This window comes from Thiobacillus sp. (genome assembly GCA_024235835.1).
Classification (GTDB): Bacteria; Pseudomonadota; Gammaproteobacteria; order Burkholderiales; family Thiobacillaceae; genus PFJX01.
The window spans coordinates 1-24,157 of sequence record JACKLQ010000005.1; the positions used below are offsets into that span (position 1 = coordinate 1).

Here is a 24,157-nt window from a genome sequence, read left to right on the forward strand (position 1 = left end):
GGTGATGAGCTGGGCGCGGCTCGCGGCCGCCGCCTTGACCAGGTCCACGGCGGGCATGGTAACGGAGATGCCGCCCCGGATGTCACCCACCTTGTAGCCCTGGACGGCGTGGCAGCTCATGCACGGAGGAGTGACCTTCAGGGGCGCCATGTAGCGGTAGGTGGGGCTAGTAACGGTGCCTTGTCCCTGGGGGAAGAATCCCAGACGGTCCCCGGCGCCCCGGGTTTCGAACAGGACGAGGGATTCCTTCTCCCAGGGGTCCGGCGCGTTGGCGGGGCGGATGGGGTTCAGGCTGGTGATGTGGAAGCGGGCGCCCAGGGACTGCTCGGCCAGTTCGGAAAGCTGCCGGGTCATGTAGGCCGGGTTGACCATGGTGAGGGCGCGCCCCGTCTGGTCGGTGAGATCCCGCAGAGGGGCCTTGAGGTAGGGATTTGGCAGGGTTTCTTCGGCGACGGGAACATACACGCCCCCGTGCCGGGCGTTCCAGAGGCGGGTGAGCTCGATCAGGCGAAAGATTTCCACGCCCCGCTCCCGGGCGATGTTGGCGGTGTTCCGGTCGATGCTGGCGATACCCAGGTGGATGCCCAGCAGGGCGCCCAGCGCGGCAGCCACGTAGATGCCCACCACGATCCAGCGAAAGCGATACCTGATCTTGTCCTGCCTTGTGTTGCCCATGGGGGATCGCTTACGAAGAGGTTCCTGGAGTGTGGATCAAGCTGTCAGAAGTTCTATCGGCGGGACACTGTAAATCTGGGCGCCAGGGGGGCGTATGGTTTCAGGGCCGCTGCCGCTGTCAGTATGCCGCCGGCCTGAATCTTGGCCAAATCGCCGGCAAGTGCCAAGTAGGTCCAACCATCCTCGCGACAGTGCCGAGCAGCCACGTCGCGCAGCAGGCTCACAAGCGGACTTACCTGCAGGAACATTTTTTCGAGTAGTAGCTCGAATTCTGTATCCGCAATTTCTTTCGCGAACTGGTTAGCACGCTGCTCTAGACGAGTTTCGGCCCATTCTTCGCAGAACTTCCGCTTGGAATTCTTCGAGTTCAGTGGCCAAGGAACGCGCGTCCAGATTTTCTCAGGCCGCCAGGCTCATCACTTCATCCAGGGAATCGCCCAGTTTCGCCTGTGCTTCCCTGAGTTCATATTCGTCCTGAAGGCCCATCCAGAACTGCACGGATGTCCCGAACGCCTTGGAAAGGCGCAGTGCGGTGTCGGCTGTAATGCCCCGCTTTCCGAGTACGATCTCATTGATGCGGCGGGGCGGCACGCCGATTGCCTGGGCGAGCCGGGTCTGACTCAGGCCCATGGGCTTGATGAACTCCTCGAGGAGGATCTCGCCGGGGTGAATGTTCTTCAGGGTGTCCATGGTTCGACTCCGTTTTCAGTGGTAATCCACGATCTCCACCGCCTCCGCGCCCCGGCGGGTCCAGATGAAACAGATGCGCCACTGGTCATTGATCCGGATGCTGTGCTGCCCTTTCCGATCGCCTTTAATTGCCTCCAGCCGGTTGGCGGGTGGAATGCGCACGTCATCCAGGGACTGGGCCTTGTCCAGCATGAACAGCTTGCGCAACGCGGTCTGCTGGATCTCTCCTGGCAGCCGCCGCGACACCAGTTGACGCCAGATCTTCTCCGTCTCCTTGTCAGCGAAGTCGTGAATCATGACGCCACTATAACGCGTACCGTTATATGGATCAAACCTGCGACAAGGCGGGCCTCTCAGTAGCCGCCCTGATGAGGCTGTAGCAAAGCCGACAATGGACCAGCCGGGTCTGGCCGGATCAATAGTCGAGCTTGGACACCCACGACCGCATGGGGGCCCAGATCCTGCTGGGCGTGCTGAAGCGGGATGCCGAGCCCGGGATGTTCCAGGTAGGTCACGAGGCCGGCGGATGCGGCTGCGGAAAAAGGGGCCCTGCCACGGTTCCGCGGCCGCCCTGGGGAGTTGAAGAGGTCGCGACAAGGACTCAGGCCCTGCAGACCCGCTTCGACTATGGCGATTCGGTGCGCATCACCCGTAGCGTGCGCAACGACGGCACCTGCCCCGGCTTGGACATCGGCAACCTGCTGGTGCGCCGGGGCTCCGTGGGATTCGTCATGAACGTGGGTGCCTTCCTCCAGGACCAGATCATCTACACGGTGAACTTCCTGGACCAGGACCGCATCGTGGGCTGCCGGGAGGAAGAGCTCATCGGCGCCAGCTCTATCCCGAGCCGGACAAGTTCCTGTTCGGGATGACGCCCTTGCAGGTCAGCCCCGTGCTGGAATCCCCCGCGGGCCTGCATCTCCCGCGGTGCGACGAGGCGATGCAAGGGGAAGAAGGATGGCGCCCACGGCAGGAATCGAACCTGCGACCCTTCCCTTAGGAGGGGAATGCTCTATCCACTGAGCTACGTAGGCGGGCAGGTCATTCTAACCCGGCCCGGGCAACGTGCCATCTTCATCGCCCCAAGTCCCCGGCAAGTCACGATGGGAAGTGCTGCCCGATTCAATGCGTCTTGCAGGCCCCGGGTGCCGGACCATAATGAGGGTTGAAAGCCTTCAACCGACCATACGAAGAACCATCATGACCCACCTCAGCCCCCATGACCTGCAGCAGATCCGTGAAGCCTTGAACACCCGCAGGGATGCGTTGCTGGCGCAGATGCGGGAAGCCCTGGAGCAAAGTGGCCAGACCCAGTATGCGGAAATACTGGGACGAGGCTCCGGCGACAGTTCCGACGAGGCCCTGGCCGTTACCCTGGGGGACTTGTCCGCCGCCCGCCTGGACCATGAGGTGCGGCAGTTGCGCGCGCTGGAGGCCGCCGCTGCCCGCATCAGGGGCGAGGAGTTCGGTACCTGCGAGGACTGCGGCGTGGCCATCCCCGCCGCCCGCCTGGTGGCCAATCCGGCCGCCACCCGCTGCGTGGCCTGCCAGGAACTGCACGAAAAGACCTTCGCCGGCCAGGATCGCGGCAGCCTGTAGAATGCCGCTCCATCCCCACGGGAAGGCGGCCAGGCCGCCTTTTCCTTGCGCCATTGCCTGAACGACATGCCCCTGCTCATCCTGGACAAACTGGAACTGGCCTACGGCCACTGGCCCCTGCTGGACGGCGCCAGCCTGGTGGTGGACAAGGGCGACCGCATCGGCCTCATCGGCCGCAACGGCACGGGCAAGTCCAGCCTCTTGAAGGTAGCGGCACGCATCGTCCACCCTGACGCCGGCGAGGTCTGGCACCAGCCCGGCCTGCGCCTGGGCTACGTGCCCCAGGAGCCGGACTTCGAGCCGGGCCACGCGGTGTTCGACGCCGTGGCGGAAGGCGTGGGCGAGGCCCGCCGCCTGCTCACCGCCTATCACGAGATCGCCCATCAGGTGGCCCACGAGGCCACGCCCGACCTGCTGGCGGAACTGGACCGCCTCACCCACGAACTGGAGGCCCAGGACGCCTGGCGGCTCCACAGCCGGGTGGAGGAGACCCTGCAGCGCCTGGGCCTGCCGACGGACGTGCAGGTGGACACCCTGTCCGGCGGCCAGAAGAAACGGGTGGCCCTGGCCCGGGCCCTGGTGGCGGAGCCGGAACTGCTGCTCCTGGACGAACCCACCAACCACCTGGATTTCGAAGCCATCGCCTGGCTGGAGGAATTGCTCAACGCCTTCAACGGCGCCCTGCTGTTCATCACCCACGACCGCCGCTTCCTGGACAACGTGGCCAACCGCATCGCCGAGCTGGACCGGGGCCTGCTGCGGGAGTACAGCGGCAACTACACCGCCTACCAGGCCAGGAAGGCGGAACAACTGGAGGTGGAGGCGGCCCAGAACCGCAAGTTCGACAAGTTCTGGAAGCAGGAGGAGGTCTGGATCCGCAAGGGCATCGAGGCCCGCCGCACCCGCAACGAAGGCCGTGTGCGCCGCCTGGAGCAGCTGCGCCGGGACCGGGCTGCCCGCCAGGCGCGCATGGGCCAGGTGGGCTTCGCCCTGGACGCGGGGGAACGCTCCGGCAAGCTGGTGGCGGAACTGGAACACGTCAGCCACGGCTATGCCGGCAAGCCCCTCATCAAGGACTTCTCCACCCGCATCCTGCGGGGCGACAAACTGGGCCTCATAGGCCCCAACGGCTGCGGCAAGACTACCCTCATCCGCCTCATCCTGGGGGACCTGAAACCGGACGAAGGCCGGGTGCGCATCGGCACCAACCTGCAAGTCGCCTACTTCGACCAGTTCCGCAACGTGCTGAACGAGGAGGCCACCCTCATCGACACCATCTCCCCGGGTTCCGACTACGTGGAGATCGGCGGCCAGAAAAAGCACGTCATCGGCTACCTGGAGGAATTCCTCTTCCCGCCGGAGCGGGCCCGGGCCAAGGTGTCGGCCCTGTCCGGCGGCGAACGCAACCGCCTGCTCCTGGCGAGGCTGTTCGCCCGTCCCTCCAACCTGCTGGTGCTGGACGAGCCCACCAACGACCTGGACATCGACACCCTGGAACTCCTGGAGCAACTGCTCCAGGACTATCCGGGCACGGTGATCCTGGTGTCCCACGACCGGGCCTTTCTGGACAACGTGGCGACCCAGAGCATCGTCTTCACGGGGAGTGCCGGCCAACCCGGTCGGCTGCTGGAACTGCCCGGCGGCTACGAGGACTGGCTGGCGTATCGGCCCCGGGTGCTGGCCGAGGCTGCGCCGGCAGCCAAGCCGGCGGCTGCGTCCAAGCCAGCATCAGCGCCCGCGCCCAAGCCGAGGAAGGCGGGGCTCAGCTACAAGGAGCAGAAGGAGCTGGAGTCCCTGCCCGGGCAGATCGAGGCCCTGGAAGCAGAGCAGGCCGACATCGCCGGGCAGATGGCCGATCCGGCGGTATATGCGGATCACGTCAGATCCGCTTCCTTGCACGCACGTTTGGCGCAGATCGATGAATCTTTGCTGGAAATGCTGGAGCGATGGGAGGCGTTGGAGGCCAAGACTTGCGCCTGAGTGCCTTTTGCATGGGGCCTCAGGCAGCGTACGCCCGATGTCAGTCCATATCAGCGCGGCAAGCTGGATCGCCCGTCCAGCACCGCCCAGGGCCGACGTGCCGCATCAAGCCATCTAACCGCAGCAATGGCGGACTGGAATTTTCTCCCCGCCGCGTGTGCCTAGCCGTTCCTGTCTGTCTCCGCATGAGTCTTTTTGACTAGTTCTAAGTTGGTTCGCCGCAACAGGGGCTTCATGGTCATGGCCGATAGTGACGTTCGTTGGCCACGCGCTGACACCCTTCCGCTTGTTGCTCTGTGGCAAAACCATTTTTTTAGGAACCTAGCAAATGACGCTCAAGAAACTGACCCTCGCCGTAGCCATGGTTCTGGCTGGGCAAGCCCACGCCGCCGTGCCCAATATCGTCAACGCCATCACCCCCGTGGGTGGCGCTGCTGAAACCGTTGCCCCCTTCGCCCTGGGCCCCGGCTTCACCCAGACTGTCATCGCCGACCGCGTAACTCAGAACACTCTGGTCCCCGGCTCCAACTCCGGCAACTGGGACATGATCGACACCAACGACACCGGCGCCGACGCCGGCCGTTACCTGTTCATGCCCTTCGAAACCGGTACCGGTGGCGTGCAGCGCGTGGACCTGTGGGACAACAACTACAACACCCGCACCGTGACCATCGTCGCGCCCGGCACCCAGGGTTTTGTCTCTGGCGATGCCTCCCGCTGGACCCCCTGGGGCACCTATCTGACCGCCGAGGAGTCCTGGTCCGACCCCAACCAGACCGCCAGCGGAAAGGGCCGTCTGTTCGAGGTCACCAACCCCACCACCGCCGGCGTCAACGGCGGCGACTTCGTGCATCGCAAGATCGGCCCGGCCGACATCCGCGTGTCCCATGAAGGCCTGGCGTTCGACAAGGACAACAACTTCTACTTCATCGACGAGCGCAACGACAGCGGCATCTTCAAGTTCACCTCCAACAACCCCAATGCCAATAACGGCGCCGACTTCTTCGCCAATGGCACCATCTCCGTGCTGCGCGTGGGCAACGGCCTGAACGACACCTTCACCAACGTCAACGAGGAAGCCACCGGCGCCTACAGCTGGGTTGCCCTCACCGACGCCAACGGCAACGCCCTGTCCAACGCCATCGTCAAGACCGACGCCAACGGCATGAAGATCATGGACGGCCGCGCCACCCCCAACGTCATCGGCCTGCACGGTACCAACTTCGACCGTCCGGAAGACATGGAAATCGAAACCCTGGCCGACGGCAGCCAGATCCTGTACGTGGCCACCACCACCAACGACAAGGTCTTCGCCATGGACCTGGCCAACAACGAGATCAGCCTGTTCGCCAGCCAGGACACCATCGATGCCGCCACCGGCGCCGCCGTGGGTGGTGTTTTCAACAGCCCGGACAACCTGGCCATCGACAAGAACGGTGACATCTACATCATCGAGGACCAGAACTCCTTCAATGATGGCGGCGTGATCAAGCACCAGGCCAACATCTGGAAGGCCACCGACGCCGACAACGACGGCGTGGCCGAGTCTGTCGAAGTCTGGGCCACCCTGATGACCCAGGGCGCCGAACCCACCGGCCTGTACTTCCACCCCGTCACCAACGAGGCCTTCGTGAACGTGCAGCATCCCTCCAGCGGCAACGACGTGCTGGTGCAGATCAGCGCCGTTCCCGAGCCCGAGACCTATGCCCTGATGCTGGCGGGTCTGGGCCTGGTGGGCTTCATCGCCCGTCGCCGCAAGGCCTGAGCGAGGCGGTTGAACTGACCGTCCATGCTTTGGGCATGGACGGTCAGTGGTAGATCCAGAGCCGCCAACTCCATGGCGGCTCTTTTTTCGTGCGCGGCAAGCCAGATTTCCCTGCAAGCAATGTCGGTGTTTTCAAGCCAGCCAGGCGCCACTTGAATACGGGAGCAATCATGTTCAATCGCGCAATGGGTCGACCGACCCGCATCACCCTGGCACTGGCCCTGGTCTTCTGCGCCCAGGCTGGCAACTCCGTGGCCAGCGGCTACGTGCAGACCAACCTGGTGGCCAACCACGCCAAGTACAACCCCACCGTGATGGTGGACGAATATCTGGTCAACCCCTGGGGCATCGCCCTGCGCCCGCCCGGCGCCGGTGGCCACATCTGGACCAGCAACGCCGGTACCGGCACCACCACCACCTACATCGGAGATGTGTATCGGCCGACCCAGCCCGGCTACCCCGTCACGCCCCTGTATCAGGACGGCCTCAAGGTCGTGCCCATCGTCACCTCCGCCCTGGACATGGAAACCACCCGCCTGGGCGCCGACCAGACGGCCCAGGTGACCGGCCAGGTCTACAACGCCGCCAGCGACTTCGTCGGCCAACCCACCGAGTTCTTCGTGCAGGGCCCGGCCATCAATTACTCCAACGGCAGTGTCCACGGCAATGATGCCGGCTCCGCCAAGTTCATCTTTGTGACCCAGGACGGCACCATCAACGCCTGGCGCACCAAGACCGACCCGGGCATGCTGGAAGCCGTGGTGGTGAAGGACTACTGGACCGAGGATTACGTGGACCAGGGCTTCAACAACCGCCCCGGCTTCAACGGCGTGGCCATGACCGTGGACCATTGGAGCACCGACGCCCAGGGCAACAAGGTGGCCGACAACCGCCTGTACGTGGCGGACTTCGCCAACGCACGCATCATGACCTTCGACAACCAGTGGAATGACATCACCTGGAAAACCCCCTTCGCCAAGCCCGTCGACCTGGTGGCCCCCAATTGGAGTCCGTTCAACGTCCAGGTACTGAGCGACGACCGGGTCTATGTCGCCTGGAGCTTGAGCAGCTTCGAAATCGACGAGCCCACGGAGGAAATCCCCGGCGCGGGGCATGGCCGCATCGTGGCCTATGACCGTAACGGACAGATGCTGCAGGACTATACCGCCCAGGGGCTGCTGAACAATCCCTGGGGCATGACGATAGCCCCCGACAACTTCGGCGAGTTCTCCGGCGCCCTGCTGGTGGCCAATTTCGGCGACGGCACCATTGCCGCCTTCGACGTGAACACCGGCGCTGAACTGGGGTACCTGCGGGATCCGGACGGCAACGTCATCAGCATCGATGGCATCTGGGGCCTGACCTTCGGCAACGGCTGGTCCCTGGGGGATGCAGACAGCCTGTACTTCACCGCCGGCCCCGACGAAGAGCGGGACGGCATCCTGGGTCGCCTGAACGTGGCCGCCGCCCCCGTCCCCGAGCCCGAAACCTACGCCCTGATGCTGGCCGGTCTGGGTCTGGTAGGCTTCATGGCCCGTCGGCGCGCGGCCAAGTAACGCATGCCCGATTCCCGAGTCGAACCATTGGACTTGGCAAAGCGGCCTGTGGGCCGCTTTTATTCTTCCTGGCGCCTCGTGGACCGGAGGTGATGCATGCCAGTCCGCCATCTAGGGCATGCGGCGGACAAGCCCCAGCCATATGAGGTGTTGGCTGCCCTGAATGGCTGAGCCGCAGGGAGCTGGATGAGCGAATCCTGTGGTTGCCTCCCGATGATGCCGCCCACTGGCTCCAATCCCAGACCCACGCGACAGGAGAACCCTTGTGAATCGAGGGGGACTGATCCCTTTTGCTTATGCCGGAGCCCGGGCGGCATCACGAGGCAGTAACCCGATCGCGCTAGCGTGACCTGGTTCAACCAGACCGGAGCCTCTACTATGCGCCTGACCCGCCTTGCCGCCGCCCTTGCCCTGATCCTGCCCGCCGCCGCCCAGGCCGCCGTAGGCGCCCTGTCCCAGGGCGTGGTCGCCGGCGACCTGCGACACGACGCCGCCATGCTGTGGGCCATGCCCAACGTGGCGGGCAGCCTCAGCTTCGAAGTGGCCACCGACGCCGCCTTCACCCAAGTTGTCCTGAACTCCAGCCCCATCTCTGCCACCCCAGGCGTGGCCGCCAAATGGGACGCCACCGGCCTGGCCGCGGGCACCACCTATTTCTACCGGGCCACGGATTTCGCCAACAACATGAGCAGCGGCACCTTCACCACCCCCTTCAGCGGCGGGTTCAACGGCCTCAGGTTCGGCGTCTCGGGCGACTGGCAGGGCGAGCTGACCCCCTATCCGGCCTTCGGCAACGTGGCGGGGCGCAATCTGAACTTCTTTGTGCAGCTGGGCGACACCATCTATGCCGAGGACTACCATACCCCGGGCGAACCCACCGCCGCCACCCTGGCCGAGTATCGGGCCAAGTACGCCCAGGCCCTGACCCCTCCCGCCGGTACGGCCAACACGCTGAAGGATCTGCGCCAGTCCACGGCGGTGTACTCCATGATCGACGACCACGAGGTGGTCAACGATTTCGCCGGCGGCGCCCCTTCGGCCAGCGACCCGCGCTTTGCACCCGGCGCGCCCTATATCAACGAGACCCAGCGCTACGCCAACGGCCTGCAGGCCTTCCACGAGGCCATGCCCATGCAGAACCTGGTCTACGGCGCCACCGGCGACCCCCGCACTGCCGGCAAGACCCAGCTGTTCCGCAGCGAGTCCTTCGGCCGGGACGCCGCCATGTTCCTGCTGGACGCCCGCTCGTTCCGCGACCAGGAGCTGGGCAATCCCAACCTGGCCAACCCCGCCGAGGTGGGCGCCTTCCTGGCCAACTCCGCCCTGGCGCCCCGCACCATGCTGGGGGCCCAGCAGGTGGCCGATCTGAAGGCGGGCCTGCTGAGCGCCCAGAACGACGGCGTCACCTGGAAATTCGTCATGGTCCCGGAGCCCATCATGAACCTGGGGCCCCTGGCCGCCGCCGACCGCTTCGAAGGCTACGCGGCGGAACGCAACGACATCCTGCGCTTCGTGGACGAAAACGGCATCGACAACGTGGTGTTCGTGGCCGCCGACCTGCATGGCACCCTGGTGAACGACCTGAGCTACCAGAAGACCGAAGAGGTGTTCGCCGCGGTCACCAACCCCAACAATCCCTTCGGCAGCCTGGCCGCCCCCCAGCACAAGGTCGACTCCTGGGAAATCATCACCGGCGCCGCCGCCTTTGACCAGCCCCTGGGCCCCACCATCATCCAGCAGGCTCTGGCCGCCGGCCTGATCGACGCCAACACCGTGGCCTACTACGACTCCCTTTCTACCCTGGGCAAGGAGCAGTTCCTCAAGCAACTGATCGATGCCCAGATCGTCCCCCTGGGCTACAACCCCCTGGGCCTGGAGGATTCCGCCATCCCGTTCGCCGACCTGACCCCCTTCGGCCTGCCCCAGGACTACGCCCTGGCCACCCACACCTACGGCTGGACCGAGTTCGCCATCGATCCCGTCACCCAGGCGCTCACCGTGACTACCTACGGCGTGCCCGCCTATGGCCTGGGGGTGCTGTCCGAGGCCACTCCGGTGGTGGTCAGCCAGTTCCAGGTGACCGCCGTGCCTGAACCCGAAGCCTACGCCCTGATGCTGGCCGGTCTGGGCCTGGTGGGTGCCCTGGCCCGTCGGCGGGTCAACAGGTAAGCGGAAGCGCGGATTCCGCAAGGGAATCCGCATGGCGGTGGAACCAGCCATGCGATGTGACGCGACGGCTTTGCCGTCGCGTTTTTTATTGGCGCCGGATCTCATGGCCGGCCCCGGCTAACGGGCCATGAGCAAATCGGCTCAAACAACCCCCATAAAAAATTAACTGGATATTCATATCTGGTTTCTAGCCTACAAGGGCACCCGGTCAACCAGAACAAGGTTACCCAGAATGCCCGTTGGCTGGGGTGCGGGACACACCTCAACCACAGCTCAGGAGTACCCATGAAAAGCCCCGTTCTTTCCGTTCTTGCCTTGACCCTCATCGCCGGTTCCGCCCATGCCTCCGTCAACCTGACTTTCCAGAATGGCGTGAACGGCTATGCAGGCACCCAGGACACGGAGTTGCGCAGCAGCCCTGCCGATACCGGCACTCCCCAGGGAGGCTTCGAGTCCATCAGCGTCGATGGCGACGACGGCAGCCCCGACCGCAAACCCAACCATGGCCTGGTCCGCTTCGACAGCGTCTTCGGCGCCGCAGCCGGTCAGATCAACGCCGGTGACACCATCATCAACGCCACCCTGACCCTGAATGTTTTCAATCCGGGCAGCGGCTTCTCCGTTTACGACATGCTGGTGGACTGGAACGAGGCCACCGCCACCTGGGACAGCCTGGCCAACGGCATCCAGGGCAATGGCGTGGAGGCTTCCAACATCGCCTTCGCAGTTTTCGGTGCCGACACCAGTGGCGAGAACGTGCCCACCGGCGCCCTGGTGATTGACGTCACCGCCAGCCTGCAGAAGGTGCAGGCCGGTCTGTTGCCCGGCCACGGCTGGGGCCTGGTCCCCTTCGTCAACGGCACCAACGGCATCGACTTCGAGACCAGCGAGGCCTTCATGGCCAGCGCCCGCCCCATGCTCAGCGTGGAAGTGGCCCCCGTGCCCGAGCCCGAAACCTATGCCCTGATGCTGGCCGGCCTGGGCCTGGTGGGTTTCGCAGCTCGGCGCGTCCGGGCCTGATTTGTCACAGATTCGGTTTCATGCCTCGCGGGGCGGCACGCGCCCCGCATGCTTAGAAAGGAGCATTTCGTAATGTCCGCGCATCTCAAAGTTAGCACCCTAGTCCTGGCCCTGGGCCTCAGCGCTTCCATGTCCTCTGCCCTGGCCGCCCCGTGGAGCTTCGGCATCATCTCCGACACCCAGTGGTCGCCCACCGGCCCCGTGGACCAGTCCGTGGCCATCCATGTCATCGACCAGGTCAACCAGCAGTTCATCAACCAGGGCGTTGACCTGGTACTCCAGGTGGGCGACCTCACCGACGACGGCAAGAACAACATGCTGGACGTGCGGGCGGCCCACAACCAGGCCCTCTCCGGCGCCGGCATCGAGTTTTATCCGGTTCGTGGCAATCACGAAGGCACGTCCACCGCGGCCGCCTACATGAACACCGCCTTCCCTGGCCTCAGCGGATACAGCACTCCCTATGCCGAGACCGCTGGCCTGACCTACGCCTTCACCCACAACAACACCAAGTTCATGCTGCTGGACACCTTCACCTTGGCCAACGGGACAACCAAAACCGTGGGCGAGTACCAGTCCTGGATCAATACCGAATTGGCGGCGGCCGACCATGAGCAGGCTTTCGTCTTCACCCACAAGAACCTGCTGGGCCAGAACCACAAGGACAACATGTTCGGCTCGTCCAACGATGCCAACCCGGACATGCAGAACGACTTCCTGGCAAGCATGGAAGCCAACAACGTCAAGTACGTCATCAGCGGCCACGACCACAACCACACCCGTTCCCTGGTCACCAGCCCGGATGGTCAGTCCCAGGCGCACCAGCTGATCACCGCCTCGGACAGCTACAAGTTCTACACGCCCAAGGCTCCCTACTCGGACCGTGAAACGCCCTTTGCCCAGGAACTGTACCAGGTGGGTTATTACGTGGTTACGGTGGACGGGCCCAGGGTTACCTTCGACCACTACGCTTCGCCCAAGTGGTGGGCCCTGAGCGATGGCTCCGACGGCTCCCCCACCTGGACTAAGCGCGAAAGCTTCGGCTACAGCCTGAACGGCAAGGAATTCGTCGTCGCCCCGGGTGGGTACTTCGACGGTGTGGCCGACAACAGTCCCACCGGCTCGGGTTGGGTCGGCACCGAGATGGCCATCCTGGACGGCATGAACGCCACCTACAGCAACATTTCCGGCAACCGCGCCACTTCCCAGGACGTCAATACCGGCTGGACCAGTCGTACTGAAGCGGGTGGCAACCTGGCCAGCGACGTGCTCAGCCTGTGGGGCATGGCCGACACCATGGGCTCCGAGGAGACCGACATCTACGTCCTGTCCATGAGCTATGACCCCAGCGAAGGCGCGCCCGTTTTCCTGGCTACCCGGGATGCAAATGGCAACTGGGTCAACGCCGTGGAGCTGAACTTCGGTGGGGCCAAGACTTTTGTGGCTGGCGCCTACTCGGGCCAGGGTCTGGGCAGCTACGGTATCGATGAGCAGACCCACACCGCATGGGCCGTGCTCAACCACGGCAGCGATTTCGCCGTGGCCGCCGTGCCGGAGCCCGAGACCTACGCCCTGATGCTGGCCGGCCTGGGCCTGGTGGGTCTGGTGGCCCGCCGCCGCCGGGCTCAGGGTTCCCTGAACTGAAGTCAAACGTCCCTGTCCGCGCCCGGGTCCTTCCGGGCGCGGCGACCCCTTGAGGAGTTGTTCATGCGTACCCTAGCCCTGCTGGCCGCCGCCCTGGCCAGCCTTTCCGCAATGCCCGCCCAGGCCCTGACCAACGGCAGCTTCGAATCCGGTTTCACCGGTTGGTCCCACATGGGAGATGCCACGATCTACGCCGACCTGGCCAGCGACGGTTTCCTGGTGGCCCTCATCGGCACCGCCTCGGTGGACCAGAATGACGATGGTCTTGTGGGCCTGTCCCCCGGCGAAGCCAACTTCTCCGGGATATCACCCGCCCCGGTGGCCGGCCCCGGCGGCCTGGCCGCTGCCCTGGGCCTGGCGGCCAACGCCTTCGACGGCACCGCGTCCGCCATCGAAGGCTCGGCGGTCTGGCAGGAAATCACCGTCAACGCCGGCGACACCCTGTTCTTGGACTGGACCTTCGTCAGCATCGACCCCCGCGTCGGCGACTACGCCTTTGCCGCCATCGGCGACCAGGTTTTCCACCTGGCCGACGGCAACGACATCGTCTTCGTGGACGATGGCATCGGCTTCAGCATGGGCCAGACCTTCAGCCACGTGTTTGCCCAGGGCGGCACCACCCGCCTGGCCATGGGCGTGGTGGACGTGGGCGACACCCTGGGCACCAGCCTGGTCGTCGCCGACAACGCACGCATCGTCGCCGCGCCGGTGCCGGAACCCGAGGCCTATGCCCTAATGCTGGCCGGCCTGGGCCTGATGGGCTTCGCCGCCCGCCGCCAGGGGCGTTGATGCTCACGGCAAGTGAATTCCCCAGTGGCCCCATCCACGGACATGAGCCGAACAGCTCATTCACCGGGAGATTGCCCGTTACCGGCCCGTCATGTCACCGGCCTAGCCTGATCGGGCACCACGCCCATCATCGCTCTACAAGGAGAAAACCATGCAAGTGAAATCCCTCGCCCTCGTCCTGGCCCTGATCGCCGCCGGCCAGGCCCAGGCCAACAACGTGCTTACCTTCCAGAATGGTGTGAACGGCTATGCAGGCACCGCCGACACCACTCTCCTGAGTTCCGACCCGGACGGGGTCCATGGCAGCGACGAAGAGGTCAGCATCGACGCCTCCGACGGCGGTTCCCCCAACCATGTACTGCTGCGCTTCGACAACCTGTTCGGCAACGGCGCCGGCCAGATCAAGGCCGGCGAGAGCATCGTCAACGCGAAGCTGACCGTGGAGATCACGAGTGCCGGCAGCGGCATCCTGTTCCATGACATGCTGATGCCCTGGAACGAGGCGGCCGCCACCTGGAACAACATGGGTGATGGCATCCAGGCCAACGGCATCGAAGCGTCCGCGACCCCCTTCCTTTCCGTCGGCGACAACAATGGTGGGGGCAACATCTCCAGCGGCATCCTGGAACTGGACGTCACCGCCTCCCTGCAGGATGCGCAGGCCGGCAATGTCCCCGGCCATGGCTGGGCCCTGCTGCCCTTCATGCCCAACGGCACCAACGGCGTGGATTTCTTCACCAAGGAAGCCTTCCTCACCGCCAGCCGCCCCCTGCTGACCGTGGAAGTGGCGCCGGTGCCCGAGCCCGAAACCTACGCCCTGATGCTGGCCGGCCTGGGCCTGGTGGGCTTCGCCGCCCGCCGCCGCGCCCCGCGGTCCAATTGAACTCAACATCTCACGGATGAACCTCGACCCGGGCCCGGCCCGGGTTTTTCCTTTCAGGAGCCCACCATGTCCCTGTTCCCTGGATTTCCCGCCGCCCTGGCCAGCTTGCTCGTCGCCACCGCCCTGCCAGCCCAGGCGGTCGTCGCGCTGGCCGAGACACCCACCATCGGCGCCAACGGCGACGCCGACGATCCGGCCATCTGGCTGCATCCCACCGACCTGGCCAAAAGCCTCGTCATCACCGCCGTGAAGGAGGAGGGGGGGCGGGTCTACGACCTGGGCGCCGGGCAGGTCCAGGTGCTCAGCCCGTTTCCGGTGGCTTCCGGAGTCAGCCGCATCAACAACGTGGACGTCCAGTATGGCTTCCGCATGTATGACGGCAGCCGGGTGGACATTGCCGTGGGCAGCGACCGGGGCCAGGACGTGTTCCGGGTCTGGAAGATCGACGGCGATGCCGCCAGCCCGTTGACCTACATCGGCAGCGCCAACCCCAGCCGGGCATTCCTGGACAAGCCCAACGGCGACCCCAACCCGGTGAGTGCCCAGAACACCGCCTACGGCATGACCCTGTACCGGGACGTGGCCGCCGACCGGATGTACGTGCTGGCCACCCAGCGCAGCCAGCCCCGGGTCGCCCAGTTCGAACTGGTGGCCCTGGCCGACGGCACGGTGGACACCCAATGGGTGCGGGACTGGGATTTTCCCTCCATGGCGGTGAACGGCACGCCGGTGAACCTGGCCGGCAAGCAGTTCGAGGGGCTTGTGGTGGACCAGCAAAGCGGCCTGCTCTATGCCGGCCAGGAAGATGTCGGAATCTGGCGCATCGACCTGAACACAGGCTCCGCCGAGGCTTCGCCCTTCGTTCTGTCGCGGAACTATGACCTCACCTCGCCCCTGCGAGCCGATATCGAGGGCCTGGCCCTCTACTACGGCACCAATGGGGCCGGTTATCTGCTGGCCTCCAGCCAGGGGGACAACAGTTTTGCCGTGTTCGACCGCCAGGCGGGCAACGCCTACCTGGGCTCCTTCTCCGTCGCCGCCGGTGCCTTCGATTCCGTGCAGGAGTCCGACGGCGCCGACGTGACCAACCTGGCCCTGCCGGGCTACCCCCAGGGCCTCTTCATCACCCAGGACGGCAACAACACGCCAGAGGCCGGCACCAACTTCAAGTTTGTCTCCTGGGGAGAAATCGCCCAGGAAAAAGGCCTGGTCGTGGATACCTCGTCCTATGACCCGCGCAGCGTGACCGCCGTGCCCGAACCTTCGGCCTATGCCCTGATGCTGGCCGGGTTGGGCATGACCGCCTGGGCCGCAAGGCGCCGTAAAAGGAGTTGAGGTTCATCGGGCGCGGCCCTTCGAAAAGGCCCTGGTCGATGGACCTGGGAGACGGGCGCCCACCGGGGCATGAGCGGAAAGGCTCATGCCACCGACCTCATCGCCCCACACAGTTGTCATACATCGACGCCAGCATGTCCACCATTCGTGACGCACTCCGAGGAGTTTCCATGTTCGCCCTTAAACCCGTAGTCCTTGCTTCCCTGCTTGTCTTCGCCAATGCCGCCATGGCCTGCTCGGGCCCCGTGACCCTGGGCTCCGTGTCCAGCACTGTCGAAGACCGATCCGTGAACGGCGCCTGCATCAATGACCTGATCATCGACACCCCCAACGCCTGGGGCACCCATGGCGACTTCGTGAACCATGTATCCAAGGTCACCCTTAACCTGATGAAGTCCCGCCAGCTCAGCGCCATGGAGCGCAGCAGGATCATGAAGGCCGCCGCCCAGTCCGACGTGGGCAAGACCCTGATCGTGAAGATCATCGCGTTCAACGATTTCCACGGCAACATCAAGGCCGGCGAGGGTTCCTCCAGCAACCCCGGCGTGGCCCGCTTTTCCACCCGCATCAAGGAACTGCGTGCCCAGAACCCCCTGAACGCCGTGGTGTCCGCCGGCGACATGATCGGCGCCAGCCCCCTGACTTCCGCCCTGTTCAAGGACGAGCCCACCATCGAGGCGATGAACCGCATCGACATCGACTTCAACGCCGTGGGGAACCACGAGTTCGACGAGGGCAAGGATGAACTGCTGCGCATGCAGAAGGGCGGCAACCATCCCTCCGACCCCTTCTCGGGCCTGGGTATGCACCAGGACCTGAAGGCGGGCGAGTTCGCCGGCGCCAGCTTCAACTTCCTGGCCGCCAACGTGGTGGACAGCGCCACCGGCAAGACCATCCTCCCGGCCTTTGGCGTCAAGCACTTCAAGGGCAACCGGGTGGCCTTCATCGGCATGACCCTGGAAAACACCCCCACCATCGTCTCGCCCTCCGGCGTGGCCGGCCTGCAGTTCAAGGATGAGGCGGACACCGTCAACGCGCTGATTCCCAAGCTCCAGGCCAAGGGCATCAAGAGCATCGTGGTGCTGGTCCACGAGGGTGGCTTCGCCGCCGGCGGCATCAACGGCTGCACGGGCGTCTCCGGCCCCATCGTCGACATCGTCAACCGCCTGGATCCCGAGGTGGACCTGGTCATCTCCGGCCACACCCACCAGGCCTACAACTGCCTGATCAACAACAAGGCCGGCAAGCCCGTGCGCGTCACCTCCGGCGGCCAGTACGCCCGCAACCTGACCGACATCGACGTGACCATCGACACCCGGACCCGGAACGTGGTCAACGCGGTGGCCAACAACCTCACCACCGGCACCGGCGCCACCACCGCCGAGGATCCCGCCCTGACCGACCTGGTGGCCCACTACGACAGCCTGGCCGCCGTGCCCAAGTCCCGGGTGATTGGCACCATCACAGAGGCCATCAGCCGCAGCCAGAACGCCGCCGGCGAGTCCGCCCTGGGTGACGTCATCGCCGACGCCCAGCTGGACGCCACCGATGACGCCGGTTTCGGTGACGCGGTCATCTCCTTCATGAACCCGGGCGGCATCCGTGCCGACCTGCCTTACAACGCCCCCAGCGGCCAGGTCACCTACGGCGATGCCTTCACCGTGCAGCCCTTCGGCAATTCCCTGGTGACCATGACGCTCACCGGCGCGCAGATCGACACCCTGCTGGAACAGCAGTTCACCGGCTGCACCAACGGCCAGACTTCCAACCGCATCCTCCAGGTGTCCAACGGCTTCAGCTACACCTGGGACGCCAACGGCGGCGCGTGCGCCAAGGTGGACCCGGACAGCATCAAGCTTGATGGCGTCACCATCGACCCCGTCGCCAGCTACCGGGTGACAGTGAACAGCTTCCTGGCCGACGGCGGCGACCTGTTCAAGGTGTTGATCGAGGGCACCAACCGCCTGGGTGGCGCCCAGGATCTGGACGCCTTGGAAGCCTACCTCCAGGCGAACCCCGCCGGCGTGGCCCCCGGTCCCAAGAATCGCATCAGCCGGATCAACTGAACCCATTTTAGAGATTTGGAGCAGTCATCATGAAACGCACCCTACTCATCCTCGCCCTGACCGGCCTGGCCGGTTCCGCCCATGCCGCCACCTGGACCCTGGGCGACACCACCGTGGCCGGCCTGCGCACGGGTGTGGTGGCCCTCACCGACGGCGTCGGCGCCATGGGCACCGCCGGTGACGCGTTGTTCGGTTCCGTCACCAACGACCTCAACGAGATCGACACGGATGCCGTGGCCGTGGGCAGCTGGGACTTCACCAGCGCCGTCCTGGGCGGCAACGCCATCGACCTGGGCCTGAGCCACGAGATCTATGCCGGCAACGCCTACTTGGGCGATACCAGCACTGCCTTCGCCAACCTGCTGACCAGCGCCAGCGTGGATAACGCCTCCCTCGCCGACGCCGGCCTGGATCTGGAGTTTTCCGGCTTCGCCCCCGCCCGCCTGAACCAGCGCTTCGTCATCACCCCGGAACTGGGGGAGCAAGCGGGGGATCTGGTGATGGTGAACGTGAATGCCTGGGCCACCCACGCCCTGGATGGCAATCTGAACGGCAACGGCATCAGCCTGGATCAGGATTTCCTGTCCAGCTACAGCCTGGCCTTGAACGGCACAGTGCTGGATGCCGACAGCTACACGGATCTTGGCAACGCTGGAAAGAGCTGGAGCTTCCAGGCCCACGTGGGCGATGAGCTGAGCCTGCAACTGCGCACCCAGAGCCAGGTCGGGGGGACTGTCCTGGCCATGGCTGCTGGCGCCACGCCCGAAGTGATGGCCAGCAGCGAGGCCTTCCTGAGCATGAGCGTCACGGCCGTCCCGGAACCCGAAGCCTACGCCCTGTTGCTGGCCGGCCTGGGCCTGGTGGGCCTGGTGGCCCGCCGGCGTGGCGCCGAGCGTCAGCGCCTGTCTCTGCATAGCTGATCGGGCTGATGACCCATCCCGGCGGCATTGGCGCCGCCGGGATGCGCGGGGATGAACCATGGGGTTGCATCCCGGTATCGATCGCCTGTCCTGTTTTTCCACCCGTATTTCTGGAGATGAGCATGTCCAAAGGAATTGCCCGGGTCCTGGGCCTCTCGCCCCTCATCCTGGGCTGCTCGGTCATGGCCGATACCGCCCTGGCGGCCGATACCGTCCGTTTCGCCACCTTCAACGCGTCCCTGAACCGGGACGCCAGCGGCCAGCTGCTCTCCGACCTGGGCAATCCCCTGGCCAGCGGCGTCACCACCACCGTGGCCAGGCGCATCCAGCAGGCCCACAACGTGGCCGAGATCATCCAGCGCGTGAATCCGGACATCCTGCTGGTGAATGAATTCGACTTCGACCAGAACGGCGTGCCCGGCTCTTCCTCCATCCCCAGCGCCCTGGGTTATTCCAGCCAGGCCGCCCAGCTGTTCCAGGACAACTTCCTCTCCGCCGCCCACGGCAACGCGGTGCGTGGCACCACCCAGGGCGTTGTCTTTCCTTACCGCTATACCCCCGTCACCAACACCGGTCTGGCCAGCGGACTGGACCTGGACAACAGCGGCGGTGTCGGCGGCGGCAACGATGCCTTCGGGTTCGGAAATTTCGCAGGCCAATACGGTTTCACCGTCTACTCCAGGTACGAAATCGTGGGCGTGCGCACCTTCCAGAATTTCCTGTGGAAGGACATGCCGGGCAACCTGCTCACCAACGACAACACCGGCAACAAGCTGTGGGCGGCCGACGGCAGCGGCTACTACAACGATGCCGAGAAGAATGCCCTGCGGCTGTCCTCGAAGAACCACGTGGACGTGACCCTGCGCATCAACGGCCAGGACGTGCACTTCCTCACCGCCCATCCCACACCCCCCACCTTCGACGGCGCCGAGGACAAGAACGGCAAGCGCAACCACGACGAGATCCGCTTCTGGGCGGACTATGTCGATGGCGCGGACTATATCTACGACGATCAGGGGGCGATGGGGGGCCTGGCCGACGGCGCCAGCTTCGTCATCGCCGGGGATTACAACGCCGACCCCTTCGATGGCGATTCCTATGCCAACGCCATCAACCAGCTGCTGAACCACCCCCGGGTGAATGCGGCCGTCACACCGGAAAGCGCGGGGGGCACGGCGGCGGCCACCTATCCGAGCAACAACGGCGCGGCCAACCAGAGCCACGACGGCGATCCCAGGTTCGACACCGCCGACTTCAGCGACAGCGCGCCCGGCAACCTGCGGGTGGACTACGTGCTGCCCTCCGCCAACCTGGACATCCAGGATGCCGGCATATTCTGGCCCGTGGACAGCAACACCGGCGTGGCCAACACCACCGGCGAGCTGTTCGACCTGGTGGGCACCTACAACAACCCGGGCCTCTACGCCGGCCTGCCTTCCTCCGACCACAAGGCCGTCTGGGTGGACGTGCAGGTGGCCGCCGTGCCGGAGCCTGAAACCTATGCCCTGATGCTGGCCGGCCTGGGCCTGGTGGGCCTTGTGTCCCGCCGCCGCAGGATTTTCTGAACCCCACAGTGACCAAACCAAAAAGGAAACCTCCCATGAATGCCCGACTCCTCAGCAAGCTCCTCTCCACCGCGATCCTGTCCGCCGGCCTGATACACGGCGCCCAGGCCGACGTCGTCATCACCGAGTGGATGTACAGCGGCAACGGCGGGGAATTCATCGAGTTCACCAACCTGGGCAACAGCGCCGTCGACTTCACCGGCTGGAGCTATGACGACAACAGCGCCATCCCCGGTGTGTTCGACCTGTCCGGCTTCGGCCTGGTGGCCGCCGGCGAATCCGTGGTCATCACCGAAGACCCGGCCGCGACCTTCCGCGCGGACTGGAACCTGGGCGCCGGCGTCAAGGTGCTGGGCGACTACACCAACAACATCGGTCGTGGGGACCAGATCAACCTGTATGACGGCGTGACGTTGATCGACCGCCTCACCTATGACGACGAAACAATTGGAGGCCCTCGCACCAAGGATGCCAGCGGCGTGGCCAAGAACGCCGCCGCCCTGGGCGCCGATGACGCGACCCAGTGGCAACTGGCCGCCTTGGGCGACTTCGAGAACTCCTATCTCTCCGCCAAGGGCGATATCGGCAGCCCCGGTTTCACCAGCTACGCCGCCCCCGTCCCCGAGGCCGACACCTATGCCCTGATGCTGGCCGGCCTTGGCCTGGTGGGCTTCATGGCCCGCCGTCGCGGCAGCCGGTAACCAGGAATCGAGAAAAGCGCCTCCCTCGAATCCGCCGTCCATCCGCCAAGCGAGAACAAACAATGCTGAAAAAATCCATCCCCGGCCACGCCCTGCTGGCCACTTTCTTCGCCCTGGGCGCCGCCAGCACCCAAGCCGTCGCCGGCATCAACCTGGCCAACTACCAGCTGAGCGGCACCTACGCCATCGATGCGGCCAAAACCCTGGGCGAGCTGAGCCTGGAATCCTCCGCCGTCGCCTATGCCCGGGACCGCAACTCCCTGTTCGTGGTCGGGGACGAGGGCGCGGGCGTGATCGAGCTCTCCCTGGACGGCGGTGTACTGGGCAGCATGTCGTTCAGTGCCTGGCCCGCCCGTACCACCCACAACGATGCGGAAGGCCTGGCCTATCTGGGCAATGGCGTTCTGGTGGTGGGGGAGGAGCGCATCCAGGATGCGTTCCGGTTCAACTTCGTCAACGGCGGCAGCGTGGACCTGTCCGCCGCCCCCTGGGCGTCGGTGGCCAACGAGGCCTATGCCAACACCGGTATGGAAGGCATCAGCTTCGACCCCCGCAATGGGAGCTTCGTGGCCGTCAAGCAGGACAGCCTGCAGAAGCTCTGGACCGGCACGCTCTCTTTCGAGGCGGACGCGGACGGCGGCGCCTCCGGCATGACCGAAGCCCTCAGCGGCGCCTCCCTGTTCGGCGGCCTGGCCAGCCTCTCGGACGTGCAGACCCTGTCCCCGGTGGACGCCCTGGCCGGCACGGATGACGCGGACAATCTCCTGGTGCTGAGCCTGGACTCGCGCAGGCTGGTTGAAGCCAGGCGCGATGGCACGGTGCTGAGCAGCTTCGACCTGGCCCCGCTGACCACCCAGGGCATCGAGGGGGTCACCGTGGACGAGCTGGGCCGCATCTACCTGGTGGCCGAGAGCAACAACACCAATCCCTCGCGTCTTTTCGTGCTCACCCCCGTGCCCGAACCCGAGACCTACGCCCTGATGCTGGCCGGCCTGGGCCTGGTGGGCGCGCTGGCCCGTCGGCGGACACGCGCCTGAACCGTATTCGATCCGAAGCATTTGTTTGAAGGAACAACCATGAACAAGCTCGTACTGATTTCAGCCCTGCTGGCATCCGTCGGCGTTCAAGCCGCCCAGGCCGCCAGCGTCGAAGCGTTTGCCAATGCCACCGTCCAGCCTGCGGGCCCCCGAACCGGCTCCAGCGGCACCAATTACTTCAACATCGAAGGCAGCGACAACGGCGGCTTTGCCTCCTACGGTGTCGCCCGTTTCGACCTGGCCGCCATGAAGGCCGACTTCGACGCCCTCTATGGCGCCGGAGGCTGGAGGGTGGACAACGTGGTCCTGGAACTGACCCAGTCCAATGCCGGCTTCACCACCGACGGCGGCGTCCAGATCTACTTTACCGGCGACGACGCCGTATCCATCGCCAACGATGGCACCAGCCCTCTGAGCCATCCTTTCGCTGGCGATTTCGCCGATGCGCTCCTGGTCAAGAGCTATGCCTTCACTGAAATTGGCAGCGGCACCGTGGAGAACCACACTCTCTACCTGGCCGGTGGCGCCAATGGCGCCGGTGGGCTAAGCCTCGCTGCCAATATCCTGGCTGATAACCTGGTTACCCTGGCCCTGGTGGACGCAGATGCCGCCGTCGCCGCCACCTATGCCGGCCATACCAACTCCTCCTACGCCGGTCCCACGTTGAGCGTCAGCGTGGCCGCGGTGCCCGAACCCGAGACCTACGCCCTGATGCTGGCCGGCCTGGGTCTGGTGGGCGCGCTGGCCCGCCGTCGCATGGCCTGACCGGATGGTTTCGGGTACGCCCGAGTCTTCTGACTGATCAAGACCCTTTGCCGGAGATCAATCGCATGAACAAGCAACTGAACATCCTTTGTGCAGCCCTGGTGGCCGGGTTCCTTTCCGCCGGCGCCAACGCCGACATGCTGGTGGACTGGGACCTTTCCGGCATGACGGGCACCGAGGCCAGCCGCGCCTCCTTCAGCGCCGCAGCCGGCATCACCGGGCTGGATCTCGCCCGGGGCGCCGGCCTGGCCGGCAACACGGGGGCCAACTCCTTGAACACAAAGGGGTGGGACGGGGCCAACGGCGATGACTACATCAGCTTCGGCTTTTCCGTGGCCCAAGGCCTGGAAGTCGATCTCGACTCCCTGGTGATCGGCTCCAAGTCTTCGTCCACCGGCCCCGGCACCATCGGCCTGTTCCACAACGGCGACAATTTCACCACCGCCCTGACCACCTTCGTCCAGGACGGTGCCAACTACGTGAATGCCATCGTGGACCTGAGCAACCTGGCCAGCCTGACGGGCACGGTGGAGTTCCGCCTCTACGAGGTGGGGGACACCCAGGCCGACGGTGTTGGCGCCACCTCCAGCGCCGGTACCTTCCGTGTCGCCGAGTACACCGATGGCGCGAACTTCACCAACCTGCAGATCAACGGCGCCGTGGCCGCCCCCGTGCCCGAGCCCGAGACCTATGCCCTGATGCTGGCCGGCCTGGGTCTGGTGGGCGCGCTGGCCCGCCGTCGCAAGGGCTGACCCGGACTGACCATGTCTCCCGCGCCAGGAGGCGCGGGAGATTCCGGCTGATCGAACCCATACTGGATGGGTTTTCCGGGCAACCAGACCCTTTCAGCCCGCCTGGATTTCATGAAATTGTCATCCGCGGCACGGACCATTGCGCCACGTTCGGAGTCGCCCATTCAGTGAGCGGGCCCGAAACGATGCATCCCCGGGCCGTGTCGGCTCGACCTCTCCAACCCTTTCGCCAACCAGTCCGTTACC

At 65.2% G+C, this 24,157-nt stretch carries 20 protein-coding genes, 1 tRNA gene and 1 pseudogene; 18 read left to right on the forward strand and 4 right to left on the reverse strand.

Going from position 1 to position 24,157, the window contains the following annotated elements; all coding sequences use genetic code 11:
• The 3 genes from H6935_16440 to H6935_16450 all read right to left on the reverse strand — a co-directional run.
• On the reverse strand, positions 1–675 hold a 675-nt coding region (locus H6935_16440; GenBank protein MCP5279922.1), incomplete at its 3' end, for a DUF3365 domain-containing protein.
• 399 nt (positions 676–1,074) lie between these two features.
• Positions 1,075–1,365, reverse strand: coding sequence for a HigA family addiction module antidote protein (locus H6935_16445; GenBank protein MCP5279923.1), 291 nt, complete (start codon positions 1,363–1,365; stop codon positions 1,075–1,077).
• Positions 1,366–1,380: 15 nt separating this feature from the next.
• Positions 1,381–1,662: a type II toxin-antitoxin system RelE/ParE family toxin gene (locus tag H6935_16450; GenBank protein MCP5279924.1), complete on the reverse strand. Its 282-nt coding sequence runs from the start codon at positions 1,660–1,662 to the stop codon at positions 1,381–1,383.
• Between the two features lie 311 nt (positions 1,663–1,973).
• Between H6935_16450 and H6935_16455 the strand changes: the two genes are divergently transcribed.
• Complete coding sequence (locus H6935_16455; protein ID MCP5279925.1) at positions 1,974–2,237, forward strand: nitrogen fixation protein NifZ; 264 nt, start codon at positions 1,974–1,976, stop codon at positions 2,235–2,237.
• 86 nt (positions 2,238–2,323) lie between these two features.
• On the opposite strand, the gene H6935_16460 is transcribed toward H6935_16455, so the two are convergent.
• Positions 2,324–2,399 (reverse strand) — tRNA-Arg (locus H6935_16460).
• 166 nt (positions 2,400–2,565) lie between these two features.
• Between H6935_16460 and H6935_16465 the strand changes: the two genes are divergently transcribed.
• The 17 genes and pseudogenes from H6935_16465 to H6935_16545 all read left to right on the forward strand — a co-directional run bounded on the left by H6935_16465 (position 2,566) and on the right by H6935_16545 (position 23,911).
• The gene (locus H6935_16465) at positions 2,566–2,964 is read left to right on the forward strand and encodes a TraR/DksA family transcriptional regulator (protein MCP5279926.1); all 399 of its coding nucleotides are present in this window, start codon (positions 2,566–2,568) and stop codon (positions 2,962–2,964) included.
• Between the two features lie 66 nt (positions 2,965–3,030).
• Positions 3,031–4,944: an ATP-binding cassette domain-containing protein gene (locus H6935_16470; GenBank protein ID MCP5279927.1), complete on the forward strand. Its 1,914-nt coding sequence runs from the start codon at positions 3,031–3,033 to the stop codon at positions 4,942–4,944.
• Positions 4,945–5,272: 328 nt separating this feature from the next.
• A complete protein-coding gene (locus H6935_16475; protein MCP5279928.1) occupies positions 5,273–6,709 on the forward strand; it encodes a DUF839 domain-containing protein in 1,437 nt (478 codons plus the stop codon).
• Positions 6,710–6,879: 170 nt separating this feature from the next.
• Complete coding sequence (locus H6935_16480) at positions 6,880–8,265, forward strand: TIGR03118 family protein (protein ID MCP5279929.1); 1,386 nt, start codon at positions 6,880–6,882, stop codon at positions 8,263–8,265.
• A gap of 378 nt (positions 8,266–8,643) precedes the next feature.
• Positions 8,644–10,434, forward strand: coding sequence for an alkaline phosphatase D family protein (locus tag H6935_16485; GenBank protein MCP5279930.1), 1,791 nt, complete (start codon positions 8,644–8,646; stop codon positions 10,432–10,434).
• A gap of 285 nt (positions 10,435–10,719) precedes the next feature.
• Positions 10,720–11,454: a PEP-CTERM sorting domain-containing protein gene (locus H6935_16490; GenBank protein ID MCP5279931.1), complete on the forward strand. Its 735-nt coding sequence runs from the start codon at positions 10,720–10,722 to the stop codon at positions 11,452–11,454.
• 72 nt (positions 11,455–11,526) lie between these two features.
• The gene (locus tag H6935_16495; protein MCP5279932.1) at positions 11,527–13,098 is read left to right on the forward strand and encodes a metallophosphoesterase; all 1,572 of its coding nucleotides are present in this window, start codon (positions 11,527–11,529) and stop codon (positions 13,096–13,098) included.
• A 702-nt stretch (positions 13,099–13,800) separates the two neighbouring features.
• Positions 13,801–13,887, forward strand: a pseudogene (locus H6935_16500) (PEPxxWA-CTERM sorting domain-containing protein).
• Between the two features lie 151 nt (positions 13,888–14,038).
• Positions 14,039–14,770 carry a PEP-CTERM sorting domain-containing protein gene (locus H6935_16505; GenBank protein MCP5279933.1) on the forward strand — a complete coding sequence of 244 codons (732 nt, stop codon included), beginning with the start codon at positions 14,039–14,041 and terminating at the stop codon, positions 14,768–14,770.
• Between the two features lie 66 nt (positions 14,771–14,836).
• Positions 14,837–16,105 (forward strand): phytase, encoded by a 1,269-nt coding sequence (locus H6935_16510; protein MCP5279934.1) that lies wholly within the window; start codon positions 14,837–14,839, stop codon positions 16,103–16,105.
• A gap of 170 nt (positions 16,106–16,275) precedes the next feature.
• On the forward strand, positions 16,276–18,171 hold the full coding sequence (locus H6935_16515) for a bifunctional metallophosphatase/5'-nucleotidase (GenBank protein MCP5279935.1): 1,896 nt from the start codon (positions 16,276–16,278) through the stop codon (positions 18,169–18,171).
• Between the two features lie 29 nt (positions 18,172–18,200).
• Positions 18,201–19,091, forward strand: a complete 891-nt coding sequence (locus H6935_16520) for a PEP-CTERM sorting domain-containing protein (protein MCP5279936.1) — start codon at positions 18,201–18,203, stop codon at positions 19,089–19,091.
• Positions 19,092–19,207: 116 nt separating this feature from the next.
• The gene (locus H6935_16525; GenBank protein ID MCP5279937.1) at positions 19,208–20,656 is read left to right on the forward strand and encodes an endonuclease/exonuclease/phosphatase family protein; all 1,449 of its coding nucleotides are present in this window, start codon (positions 19,208–19,210) and stop codon (positions 20,654–20,656) included.
• 35 nt (positions 20,657–20,691) lie between these two features.
• Positions 20,692–21,357: a lamin tail domain-containing protein gene (locus H6935_16530; protein ID MCP5279938.1), complete on the forward strand. Its 666-nt coding sequence runs from the start codon at positions 20,692–20,694 to the stop codon at positions 21,355–21,357.
• Positions 21,358–21,419: 62 nt separating this feature from the next.
• The gene (locus H6935_16535) at positions 21,420–22,394 is read left to right on the forward strand and encodes an SdiA-regulated domain-containing protein (GenBank protein MCP5279939.1); all 975 of its coding nucleotides are present in this window, start codon (positions 21,420–21,422) and stop codon (positions 22,392–22,394) included.
• Between the two features lie 39 nt (positions 22,395–22,433).
• The gene (locus H6935_16540) at positions 22,434–23,159 is read left to right on the forward strand and encodes a PEP-CTERM sorting domain-containing protein (GenBank protein ID MCP5279940.1); all 726 of its coding nucleotides are present in this window, start codon (positions 22,434–22,436) and stop codon (positions 23,157–23,159) included.
• 65 nt (positions 23,160–23,224) lie between these two features.
• Positions 23,225–23,911, forward strand: a complete 687-nt coding sequence (locus H6935_16545) for a PEP-CTERM sorting domain-containing protein (protein MCP5279941.1) — start codon at positions 23,225–23,227, stop codon at positions 23,909–23,911.
• Positions 23,912–24,157: the final 246 nt, after the last annotated feature.